Genomic DNA, 12,546 nt, shown 5'->3' on the forward strand with positions numbered 1-12,546 from the left:
TAAGTACGATGAAACAACACTAATGCTGGCAAGGAATAACAAGCTAGCTAATTACATTACAATTTTTAAAAATTTAAAAAGACAAAAAAAAACCTGTCAGTATTTCACTGACAGGTTTTAACCCTAAGGTTTATGCGATTAAAGTAATAAGTTTCGTGATTAAACGAACGGATTAACTTTAATAATAGTTTCGTTACGATCTGGGCCAGTTGAAATAATATCAACAGGAATACCAGTAACTTCTTCAATGCGCTTAATATAAGCAAGGGCATTAGCTGGTAAATCATCAACTGATGTTGCACCAACTGTATTTTCAGTCCAACCTGGCATTTCTTCATATACCGGTGTGATCTTATCGTAACCTTCAGCAGCCGTTGGCGGCACAGTGATAATATCGCCTGATTCAGTTTTATAACCAGTACAAATTTTTAAGGTTGTTAAACCGTCAAGCACATCAAGTTTAGTTAAACAAAAGCCTGTCACACTATTAACTTGAACTGCACGATGCATTGCAACAGCATCAAACCAACCACAACGGCGTTCACGGCCCGTAGTTGCTCCAAATTCATGGCCAACAGTACCTAAATGATTACCAATTTCATCATCTAACTCTGTAGGAAATGGGCCTGAACCAACACGAGTAGTGTAAGCTTTAGTGATACCAAGAATATAATCTAAGTGACGTGGACCAAAACCACAACCAGTAGCAACGCCACCAGCCGTTGTATTTGAAGATGTTACATAAGGATATGTACCATGATCAATATCAAGTAATGTTCCTTGAGCCCCTTCAAACATAATAGAGTCGCCTGCAATACGTGCTTGATCTAAGATTTCTGAAATATCAGCAGTCATCTTTTTAATCGTATCAGCAACAGCAAGTGCATCAGCAAGTACTTCTTCATAATTCACTGGTTCAACTTTATAATAGTTAACCAATGAGAAGTTGTGATATTCAACAATTTCTTTTAATTTAGTTGCAAAAGTCTCTGCACAGAATAAATCACCAACACGTAAACCGCGTCGTGCAACTTTATCTTCGTATGCTGGACCAATACCACGCCCTGTTGTACCAATAGGCTTATTACCACGTGCAACTTCACGAGCAGCATCTAAAGCATTATGGTATGGAAGAATTAGCGGACATGCGTCACTAATTAGCAAACGTTCACGTACTGGAACGCCCTTAGCTTCCAACATGGTAATTTCTGTCATTAAAGCTTTAGGACATAAAACTACACCGTTACCAATAAGACATTTTACGTTATCACGTAATACACCTGATGGAATTAGATGAAGTACGGTTTTTTCACCGTCTATCACTAAAGTATGGCCTGCATTATGTCCGCCTTGATAGCGAACAACATATTTTGCTTTATCGGTTAGTAAGTCAACGATCTTACCTTTACCTTCGTCACCCCATTGGGTACCTAGAACAACTACGTTTTTGCCCATTTTTGACTATTTCATAAGAAAATTAGGCGGGGATTCTAACAAAAATCAAATTGTAGTCCAAGAACAAATAACTGTTTATTTAATAAATATAAAAATAGCCTTTGATGTTAAGGGCTTATCTTTATTCTTTTTTAACTAATATTATGAACTATTGTGATAAACATAGCTTAAAAATCGTAAATATAAAAAACGCTAACATCATATTGCGGCTGTTTATCAATGTGTCTCGCTATTTTAGCCGCAACATTTTATACATTTGATAATAAATCAAGTAACCTGAGCTCGGCTTAATATATTCTTCTCTAACAACTACTTTTACTTGGTCTATCCTTTGCTCATACTTTCGTTCTGGATATAAAAAAGCCAGCAAAAATGCTGGCTTTATAGATAAACAAACTCAAAGTAATTTTACTCTCAGATTATTTGTTTGAACCGTCTTTTAAATAGTGGAAAAAGTCACTATCAGGTTTAACAACCATGATATCACTTTTGCTATTAAAGCTATTCTCATAAGCTTCTAAACTACGATAAAAACGATAGAACTCAGCATCTTTACCATAAGCAGATGCATATATTTTAGATGCTTCTGCATCACCCTCACCACGTGTAGTTGAAGCATTCTTTTTCGCTTCAGCTAACATAAGAGTAACTTTAGCATCAATCGTGGCACGAATTATTTCCGACTGCTCTTGACCTTGTGATCTATGTTCTTTTGCTACAGCAGTACGTTCAGCACGCATACGATCATAAATAGAGTTGCTAACCTCAGTAGGTAAATTAATAGCTTTAATACGTACATCTACCACTTCAATACCAAGATCTTCACGGCTACTTTCTGCACTTTCTAATGCTTGTTGCATTATTGCATCACGATCACCTGACACGATTTCTTTAATCGTTCTATTACCAAATTCAGTACGAAGACCATTATTTACTTTCTGCTTTAGTAAGGCACGAGCATTTTCAACTGAACCTGATGTACGTAGGTAATAAGTAGAAAAATCAATAATGCGCCACTTAACAAAAGAGTCAACCATTAAATCTTTTTTCTCTGATGTTACGAAACGATCTGGCGCTTCATCTAACGTCTGAATACGTGCATCTAGCTTACGTACCGATTCAATAAATGGAATTTTAAAATGTAAACCTGGTTCAAATACCAACATTTGATCCGATACCGAATCACGTTTAATTTTTGAAAACTGGAACACAATACCACGTTGACCTTCATAGATAACAAACATAGAAGACACAACTAAGATAAATACTAATGCGACAATAGCAATAATAAAGTTTTTCATAATCTAGTTACTCCCATTATTGAATCTATCACTTCGACCAGAAGTTGATGGTGAAGAGTTCACACTTGGCTGCTCTTGTGGCTGTGAGTATGGTTGAGGCGTTGTGCGCTGAGTAGTAGATTGCTGCTGCATAATTTTATCAAGTGGTAAATACATCATATTATTTCCACCATCAACATCAACCATTACCTTACTGGTATTACTATAAACTTTTTCCATCGTTGCAATATATAAACGCTGGCGAGTCACTTCTGGTGCTGCTTGATACTCAGGCAGAATTTTTTCAAAACGAGCAACTTCACCTTCTGCATCTAATACAATTTGTCCTTTATAGGCAAGCGCTTCTTGTTCCATACGTTTCACACGACCACGAGCACGAGGTTCAATGCCACGCGCATAAGCTTCAGCTTCACGTAAAAAACGTACTTCATCTTCTTGTGCAGCAATAGCATCATCGAATGCATCTTTCACTTCATTAGGCGGACGAGCATCTTTAAAGTTAACATCAACAATAATCAAACCTAAATTAAAAGGTTCTATAATTTCTTCAAGCTCTTTCCACACAGATTGGCGAATAATTTCTCGACCACTAGTTAGAATGTCATCCATTTTTGCATGGCCAACAACGTAGCGTAACGCACTATCAAGCGATTGATTCAAACTATCGTCAGCATTAGTAACACTAAATACATAATTACGTGCATCCATCACACGGTATTGAATTTGCATTTCAACTTGAACAACATTTTCATCTTGCGTTAGCATAAAACCTGATGACTGCATTTCACGCGTACTTTGCATATCGATAGGGATAATACGGTCAACAAAAGTCCACTTCCAGTTAATCCCTGGATCAACTGTGCCAGCATACTGGCCAAAACGCAGTACTATGCCTTTTTCTGCTTCTTTGATCGTATAAAAACCACTAAATGCGTAAACAACTATTGCAATAATAAGTACTAAACTTATACCAATAGTAGACATGCTTTTACCTGAGGGTGATGACCCTCCTGAAGAATTTCCGCCACCTTTGCCTCCAAAGATGCCACTGACTTTTTTACCTAAATCATTAAGTAACTCATCTAAGTCTGGTGGGCCTTGGTTCTTACCACCTTTATTTTTCCAGGGGTCTTTATCATTATTCCCCGGTTCATTCCAAGCCATGTATTTCTCCGCTAGGTTAGTAATTATTAAAATATTTATTGATGATTCTATCAAATAAATTCAAGTTTATGATAAAACGATCGCTTTTATAAGACTCAATATGAGTATTAACACATTAATTTACAATATATGCCCTATTGAAGTTGAAATTAGGGTTTTAATTGGACATATTGTTCAATGTCATTGCCTTCTTGTTTGACTAGTCGATTCCATTCTCGTTTAGGTAGTTTTAAATTAAGATGACAGTTACCTTCATCATCATAATGCTCATTTTGAATACTGTTTAATCGATATAATATTCCACGAAGTTTTCCCGCTGTTGGCGGAATAACTAACATAGTTTCAACTATTTGACTTCCTAGACGTTCAGTCAGTGCGGTAAAAAATAAATCAATACCAATATTAGCTTGAGCTGATAGCCAAACTCTTATGGGCCGCCCTTGATAATCTCGGTCTATTCTAGGAGCAACATCATCTAAATTATCAATTTTATTACAAATAATTAACTGTGGAACTTCATCTGCTTCAATTTCAGATAAAACATGCTCCACCTGTTCAATATTTTCACTTCGCCTATCATCTGAAATATCCACCACATGAATTAATAGCTCAGCTTCACGGGTTTCTGTTAATGTCGCTTTAAATGCAGCAACTAAATCATGAGGTAAATGACGAATAAAACCAACGGTATCAGCTAAAATTACACCACCAATACCCTCAAGCTCAATTCGTCGCAAGGTTGGGTCAAGTGTTGCAAAAAGTTGATCAGCGGCATAAACATCTGATGCCGTTAATAGATTAAATAGCGTAGACTTTCCTGCATTAGTGTAGCCAACTAACGATATTGTTGGCAATTCAGCACGCGTTCTTGAACGTCTGCCTTGTTGTCTTTGTCGTTCAACCTTTTCTAAACGTTTACCAATCATCACCATACGTTCACTTAATAAACGTCTATCGGTTTCTAATTGCGTTTCGCCTGGTCCACGTAAACCTACACCACCCTTTTGACGCTCTAAGTGAGTCCAGCCACGAATTAATCGACTACTCATATGTCGTAATTGTGCTAATTCAACTTGTAACTTACCTTCGTGTGTACGCGCTCGCTGCGCAAAAATATCAAGAATAAGTGAAGTTCTATCTACTACACGGCACTGGCATAAAGCTTCAATGTTTTTTTCTTGGGAAGGCGATAAACTATGATTAAATAGCACAACATTAGCGTCAAACAAACGAACAGCTTCTGCTATTTCTTCGGCTTTTCCTGAGCCAACAAAAAATTTAGGGTGTGGAGTACTACGTTTACCAGAAATAACGGTTAACGCGCTTACGCCTGCAGAAGAAACTAACATTTTAAATTCAGTTAAATCTTCACGGGTACTTTCATCTGGGAAGTCGAGGTGGACAAGCACTGCTTGTTCACCTGCTTGATAACGGTCAAACAACTGCATTAAACCTTAGAAATAATGACTGTCGAGACAGGATAAAAAAATTCTCTAAAAAGTCACATTCAAATAACGCGAATACCAACCTATGCGTAAAAGATAAGTTGTTCTGAGTAAAATTTAGCACCAAAATATAAGTAACTTTTACTCTTCTGACTCTGACTGATTAGCCGCCGGTGCTGTGTTTACTGCACGTGCTGGTACTACGGTTGAAATAGCATGTTTATATACCATTTGACTAACGGTATTCTTTAATAGAATCACAAATTGATCAAATGATTCTACTTGCCCTTGTAGTTTAATACCGTTGACTAAATAGATTGCAACTGGAATACGATCACGACGTAACGCATTCAAAAATGGGTCTTGTAAAGATTGACCTTTTGCCATTTTATGGCTCCTTTTTCTTATTATTAAATAAAAGTTATTAACCAAAATTATTTTTGATTAATGATAATTTTTGCTATTCCCCAATACATAACCAGTTAATTATACATCAATATTTTAATATTGCTTAATGATTACCAGTATATTTATCTTTATTGAGAATATTATTGTAACTATTTACGTAGTGAAAACTGTCGCTAAACAGACAAAATATAGCTTTAACTAACCAATTATTGCTAAATAATGTGATACAACAACTGTTTTCACCTTTATTTAACCTAATAAAAATGTCATTAAATTTTCATGTTTATTAGGTTTTTTATATCAATCACATTTACCAACGGCAGCTAACACTTTTGACAAATTCATTTCATCATCTGTTGTTAACCACTGCAATTCAGGCCAACTTCTAAGCCAGGTTAATTGGCGCTTAGCCAATTGCCTTGTAGCACACACACCTTTGAAAATCATTTCTTCATGACCATATTCACCGTTCAAATATTGCCACATTTGACGATAACCAACACAACGGATTGAAGGTAAATTTTCATGTAAATCATTGCGTTTTTTTAACTCAATAACTTCCTTTTCAAATCCTTGCTCTATCATTTGTTGATATCGCAACTCAATTCGTTCATGCAAAGTACTGCGCTCTTTCGGTGTGATGGCGAATTGTAATATATCGCCATCGAGCTTATTACCTTTAATTTGTGTCAATTGTGTCAAAGTATTACCTGTTAAGCGAAATACTTCTAATGCACGAATTAATCGTTGAGGATCATTTGGATGAATTCTTTGTGCCGAAACGGAATCAACTTGCGCTAATTGCGCATGCATTGCTTCCCACCCATGCTCTACAGCTTCCCTTTCTATCTGTTGACGCACTTCACTACTTGCCGCAGGTAGTGGTGAAATCCCTTCAATGAGACTCTTAAAATACATCATAGTTCCCCCAACTAACAAAGGAATTCGATTATTAGCTCTGATACTCGCTATTTCAGCTAATGCGTCATGACAGAAATCAGCAGCAGAGTAGCTTTGCGCTGCATCACGAAGGTTAATTAAACGATGAGGGTATTTCGATAATTCATCCGCGCTAGGTTTAGCTGTGCCAATATCCATATCTCGATAGATTAAGGCTGAATCAACGCTAATAATATCGCAAGGCAAAGCATCAGACAAAGCCATAGCTAATGCGGTTTTACCCGATGCTGTTGGCCCCATTAAACAAATAACAGGTGGTTGCTTGGCTACATTTTTTGTCGACACTAAATTGGAATCTCATGTTAACTATACTGGTAACTTAACTAATGTGTTACGTCCAACTCAGTAATAGATATTAATTGCTTAACTTGAGATGTAAGGTCTAGCGGGACAGATTTCAAGAGTACGGCATCTATTTTTTGTGTTGATAGTGTTTTTTTTGCTTCTAGCCATAAAGCTTGGGCTTGTTCTTCACTATAGTGTTGAGCAACCATCACACTAGCTAGCGCAGCAATGATACTTTTATCACGCTCTTTTGGTTGTTTGTCACCGTGGTCAAATGATAATAATTTTTCAATAATTTTGATAAAACTTGTACTTACATCTTGTTCTCGCAATAAAGCTGGAAACTGTCGTATCTGTAATCGCCCTTTACTACCTTTATCGTTTACAGTCACAACAATGCCCGCTAACGCTAATTCAGACTGATAGTGTTGTATTGCTCTCATTTGCTGCTCTGATAGTTTTATCACAACAGGCAATAATAAAGGTTGACTAATTAACCCTTTATTAGGTTTTGTTTCACTTAACTGCCAATGTAAGAGAATTTTATTTTTGTGTAATTGGTACGCTAAGGTGGCTAATGAAAGTAAGCGTAAACTGCTGTCTTGTTTGAAAATACCATATTGCCCTTGCTCAATAGCAATAAAGAACGTTTCAGCATGGTGTTGGACTTTTAAAGCAGTAATCGGGTTAGAAAGTTCTCCCTCTGCAACCTTGTTTGTAGGTTCACTTTCATTATGTACTATTGGAGTCATCAGTTTTTGATAATTTTCTACCGCAGACTTAGTTATTCTTGGACTAGCAGTATAATTATTGGTTGTCGCAGAACGCGGACTATATGCTTTTTCATTTATTTGAGCTAATGGTTTTATATAATCAGGACGATCATATTGCACACTTTCATGTATCGGTTCAACTTGATTCTCTACTGGCAGGTGCTCTTCCTGAAAATCTAACAGCTGATTATTTTCCATTAATGCTTTATGACACACAGAGTAAATAAAGTCATGAACATAGCGACTTTGATGAAAACGCACTTCATGTTTAGCTGGATGTACATTCACATCAACTTCACGGTGATCAAGAGTTAGAAACAACACAAATGCAGGATAAGTATCTGGTGGTAATAAGTCGGCATAGGCTTGACGAATCGCATGATTAATTAACTTGTCACGCATCATTCGGCCATTAACATAGCTATAGCAAAGATCATTTTGATTACGTGCAAAGCTTGGTTTTGCTAACCAGCCAGAAAACAACATATCATCATGCTGACAGTGAACTTCTACCGCATGTTCAACAAACTTTTGACCACATACCATAGCAACACGCTTGGCACTTTGTGCTTTAGTCATTGCAGCGCGATATTGACGAATTATTTTTCCGTTATGTGTTAAAGAAAAACTAACGTCAAAACACGCCAATGCAATACGCCTTATCACTTCATCAATATGATTAAATTCTGTTTTTTCAGTACGTAAAAACTTACGCCTTGCAGGTGTATTAAAAAATAAATCTAATACTTCGATAGTTGTACCATCGGGATGTGCGGCAGGCTGTATACTCACAGCCATATCACGACCTTCAGCACTCGCTTGCCATGCTGTTGCTTGGGCTTTAGGCTTAGACGTTAAAGTTAATCTTGCCACTGAACTGATACTTGCTAATGCTTCACCACGAAAACCGAGACTGTTTATCGCCTCTAAATCACTTAGATCTTTTATCTTACTTGTTGCATGACGACTTAATGCTAATGTTAATTCGTCTTTGGCAATGCCAGCACCATTATCACTAATACGAATACGTTTAACACCACCTTTATCAACCTCAATATTTATATTGGTTGCGCCTGCATCTAAGCTATTTTCAACAAGCTCTTTAATAACTGAAGCAGGTCGTTCTACGACCTCTCCGGCCGCTATTTGGTTCGCTAATCGTGCTGGAAGTATCGCTATTGTCATGATTATTCTTATTTTTTAGGTTTTAAATTTACAATACAGTGCTAACCTGCACGGGGAATTTTTAAAGTCTGACCAATACGAAGTACATTAGATTTTAAGTTATTGACCGCTTTAATTCTGGCCACAGATATCTTATAACGTTGCGCGAGTACCGACAAAGACTCACCACTACGTACTTTATGCTTTCGCATGGTCGTAGCTGCTATTAAGGTACCTTGAGGAGCATTGCTCGTAAAATAACTATCAACCGCTTTAAAAATGGCATTCGCAAGTTTTGTTTGATGAGTTCTACTATTAAGATTTTTTTCTTCGGTTGGGTTAGAAATGAAGCCTGTCTCTATCAATACAGAGGGAATATCAGATGATTTCAAAACGGCTAAACTCAAACCTTCAGGTTCTTTTTTATGGAGTTTAGTTACTTGTTTTAATTCCTTAATAACATGCAATGCAAATTCATAACTACTGGCCATAGTGTATTCTTTTTTCATATCAGCAAGCGTAAAAGCTAAGTTTTTATCTTTTGTTAATTTAATGGTATCGCCTGCTCCACCTAATAATTCTGACTCATCTTGCCTATTTGCAATCCAACGAGTAAATTCAGAATTAGCCCGTCTAGATGATTGTACTAATACTGAAGCACCACTCGGTTTAGATGATACAAAAGCATCAGCATGGATAGAAATAAGTAAATCCGCTTTGTTTTCTCTCGCTAGCTCTGTTTTTCGACTATGTGTTACATAGTAATCGCCGGTTCTGATCATCGCCGCTTTAAAGCCATCTCGTTGATCAATCATCTTAGCGAGCTTTTTAGCAATTGATAGCGTTATCCTTTTTTCATATGTACCCTTAGCACCAATAGAACCAGGATCTTCACCACCATGCCCAGCGACAATCGCAATAACTATATCTCGTTTACCATTAGAACTGTTATTTTCAGTAATAGGCGTTGATTTATTTTTATCATGTAAGTCAATAACTAACCGGTCTCCATACTGTCCTGCAGGTGCCAAAGGAAAAACAGTTAATGGGTACTTTTTTGATAGTTCTAATACTAGTCGAGTACTGCCTGTTGATTTGGCAGTACTGGTACGAAATACCTGAATTCGTGGATCATTTTCAGCTAATTTTGTGAGCGCAACATTATTTTTGGTGTTTTTAAAATCAATAACTAAGCGGTCCGGTTTACTTAAAGTAAAATATTTATAATCAGGTTTACTTTTCAGATCGAAAACAATACGCGTATTTTCTGGTGCCGGCCAAACACGAATACCATCAATACTATTAGTGCTTGCTAAGGCATTATTTGTACATAAGAGTACTACAGCTAATAAAAGCCAAAATACAATAGACGCTATGGAGGGTAATAAACGCATAACCAACCTTAAAAATTTTTAATTACTAATCTTAAGTGATATAAATGCTCAAGATATTCTCACAAAACCTATCAGAAACTGCTTTAGCAATCATCACATTAACCATATGTTAATGCCAATTGCTGTAAAACATCCTCACCTCGTTTAGAGCAAGCTTGTAAATCGATCACTCGTTGCTCATTTTGATAAACCATATTAATGATTATATCCTCATTAGCCAAGAGGCCAGCGCCTTTTTCTGGCCATTCAATAAAGCAACAACAATTATCAGCGAAATAATCGCGAATCCCCATATATTCTAATTCTTCAGGATCTCCTAGACGATATAGGTCAAAATGATAAACTTGCCACGGCGGTAATTCATACGGTTCAACTAAGGTGTAAGTTGGGCTTTTAACGTTGCCTTTATGCCCCATTCCACGTACAAAACCACGTGTAAGTGTTGTTTTTCCAGCCCCCAAGTCACCATTTAAAAAAACCACCAGTGATTGTTGGGCTTGTTGTTGTTCATTTTGCCACTGTAATACTTTAGCTAAGCTATCGCCCATAGCAATTGTCGCGGCTTCATCGGGTAAAAGGTACTCTAACTTTTTCATTTTTTCTCAAAATTTTCTATTAATCGTTAGGTTAGCTATTCTATGCCTAGAAAGCTTACAATAGTATGAATAGGTGATATTACATTAATCATAGTAACTGATAATAATATCATCTGATGCGCCATGAATATAGACAGGCTCGGAGGTAACTATAAAATATTTATGCTCTTATAAAAGTAAATATTATTTGGTTATTTAGCCGATGGAATAAAGTCACCAACCACAAAAATACTAACCGGTAAAGTGAAGTATTCTGACACTTATATTTTGCTCGAGATTGTTGTGGTAAACTCATCAATCATTTACACCTAGCAGCTATACTAAACCATACTTTATTTGTATTGGTTATTTTATTTAAAAAATGACAAAAACAATCCCAGATACTCATGCTATCAACTATTCCCAATTGGCTGAAAAAATCCAGTGTTGGGGTAAGGAATTAGGCTTTTCTCAATTAGGTATTACTGATATTGACCTATCCCAACATGAAAGAAGCCTTGAAAAGTGGTTAGCAAATGGTTATCACGGCAATATGGAATATATGGCGCGTCATGGTTTAATGCGTGCACGTCCTGCAGAGTTGGTACCAGGAACGGTTAGAGTTATTAGTGTTCGATTAGACTATTTGCCTACTGACGCCAAGTGCGCTCGTATTTTGAAAGCGAAAGATCACGCTTATATTAGCCGCTACGCATTGGGGCGAGACTATCATAAACTGATGCGAAAACGGCTACAGTCATTAGGCAAAAAAATTGCTGAACATTGTGAAGAGTTCAATTTTCGTCCATTTGTTGATTCAGCCCCCATATTAGAACGTCCCCTTGCTGAAAAAGCGGGTTTAGGTTGGGTGGGTAAGCATACCTTATTACTCAATAAAGAAGCTGGCTCGTGGTTTTTTCTTGGTGAACTGCTTATAGATATACCACTGCCAATAACATCAATTAAACCTAAAAACACAGAAAGATCGGTCAATGACTGTGGCAGTTGTGTTGCTTGTATAAAAATATGCCCAACCAAAGCTATCGTAGAACCTTATGTCGTTGATGCCAGACGCTGTATTTCTTATTTTACCATTGAATCTCCTGATCCTATTCCAATAGAATTGAGACCATTAATGGGTAATCGAATTTATGGTTGTGACGATTGCCAACTTATTTGTCCTTGGAACAAATACGCAAAGCTGAGTTTAGAAGATGATTTTCAAGCGAGAAATCAACTGGATGAAATAACACTTTTAACGCTATTTTCTTGGAATGAAACTTACTTTTTAGATGTTTTTCAAGGTTCGCCGATACGACGAATAGGGTTTCAAAGCTGGCAACGTAATATTGCCGTAGCATTAGGTAATGCTCCTTGGGATGCTGAAATTGTTCAAGCATTGGAAGATAAGTTACCACTTGCTTCCGAATTAGTTGCTGAGCATATTCATTGGGCTATAGCACAGCAAAACCTAAGTAAACCAAATAAAGACGTTATGAATAAAAGCCCGATTGAACGACTTAATGCTAGATTAATTCGTTCAGTAGAAAAAGGGCTTCCTAGAGATGCATAATCGTTCAACTATACAGGTTTAAAAATGTCCAAGGTAGATTACAATACCT

Annotated in this window: 10 protein-coding genes; 1 reads left to right on the forward strand and 9 read right to left on the reverse strand. The window is 36.8% G+C overall.

What is annotated here, in order from left to right:
* Window positions 1-159: 159 nt before the first annotated feature.
* The 9 genes from KO509_RS14405 to tsaE all read right to left on the reverse strand — a co-directional run bounded on the left by KO509_RS14405 (window position 160) and on the right by tsaE (window position 10,945).
* Window positions 160-1,455 (reverse strand): adenylosuccinate synthase, encoded by a 1,296-nt coding sequence (locus KO509_RS14405; RefSeq protein ID WP_215973962.1) that lies wholly within the window; start codon window positions 1,453-1,455, stop codon window positions 160-162.
* 419 nt (window positions 1,456-1,874) lie between these two features.
* Window positions 1,875-2,756 carry a protease modulator HflC gene (hflC, locus tag KO509_RS14410; RefSeq protein ID WP_215973963.1) on the reverse strand — a complete coding sequence of 294 codons (882 nt, stop codon included), beginning with the start codon at window positions 2,754-2,756 and terminating at the stop codon, window positions 1,875-1,877.
* Window positions 2,757-2,759: 3 nt separating this feature from the next.
* The gene (gene hflK / locus KO509_RS14415; RefSeq protein WP_215973964.1) at window positions 2,760-3,920 is read right to left on the reverse strand and encodes an FtsH protease activity modulator HflK; all 1,161 of its coding nucleotides are present in this window, start codon (window positions 3,918-3,920) and stop codon (window positions 2,760-2,762) included.
* Between the two features lie 149 nt (window positions 3,921-4,069).
* The gene (hflX, locus tag KO509_RS14420; RefSeq protein WP_215974027.1) at window positions 4,070-5,362 is read right to left on the reverse strand and encodes a ribosome rescue GTPase HflX; all 1,293 of its coding nucleotides are present in this window, start codon (window positions 5,360-5,362) and stop codon (window positions 4,070-4,072) included.
* 144 nt (window positions 5,363-5,506) lie between these two features.
* The gene (gene hfq, locus KO509_RS14425) at window positions 5,507-5,752 is read right to left on the reverse strand and encodes an RNA chaperone Hfq (RefSeq protein ID WP_215973965.1); all 246 of its coding nucleotides are present in this window, start codon (window positions 5,750-5,752) and stop codon (window positions 5,507-5,509) included.
* A 321-nt stretch (window positions 5,753-6,073) separates the two neighbouring features.
* Complete coding sequence (gene miaA, locus KO509_RS14430) at window positions 6,074-6,973, reverse strand: tRNA (adenosine(37)-N6)-dimethylallyltransferase MiaA (RefSeq protein ID WP_215974028.1); 900 nt, start codon at window positions 6,971-6,973, stop codon at window positions 6,074-6,076.
* A gap of 83 nt (window positions 6,974-7,056) precedes the next feature.
* Window positions 7,057-8,976 carry a DNA mismatch repair endonuclease MutL gene (gene mutL / locus KO509_RS14435; protein WP_215973966.1) on the reverse strand — a complete coding sequence of 640 codons (1,920 nt, stop codon included), beginning with the start codon at window positions 8,974-8,976 and terminating at the stop codon, window positions 7,057-7,059.
* 41 nt (window positions 8,977-9,017) lie between these two features.
* On the reverse strand, window positions 9,018-10,349 hold the full coding sequence (locus tag KO509_RS14440; RefSeq protein ID WP_215973967.1) for an N-acetylmuramoyl-L-alanine amidase: 1,332 nt from the start codon (window positions 10,347-10,349) through the stop codon (window positions 9,018-9,020).
* A gap of 98 nt (window positions 10,350-10,447) precedes the next feature.
* A complete protein-coding gene (tsaE, locus tag KO509_RS14445; protein WP_215973968.1) occupies window positions 10,448-10,945 on the reverse strand; it encodes a tRNA (adenosine(37)-N6)-threonylcarbamoyltransferase complex ATPase subunit type 1 TsaE in 498 nt (165 codons plus the stop codon).
* Window positions 10,946-11,306: 361 nt separating this feature from the next.
* Here tsaE and queG point away from each other — a divergent pair, with 361 nt between their 5' ends.
* Entirely contained in the window at window positions 11,307-12,497 is a 1,191-nt protein-coding gene (gene queG, locus KO509_RS14450; protein ID WP_215973969.1) for a tRNA epoxyqueuosine(34) reductase QueG, read from the forward strand.
* Window positions 12,498-12,546 lie beyond the last annotated feature (49 nt).

Source organism: Colwellia sp. C2M11 (genome assembly GCF_018860915.1).
GTDB lineage: Bacteria > Pseudomonadota > Gammaproteobacteria > Enterobacterales > Alteromonadaceae > Colwellia.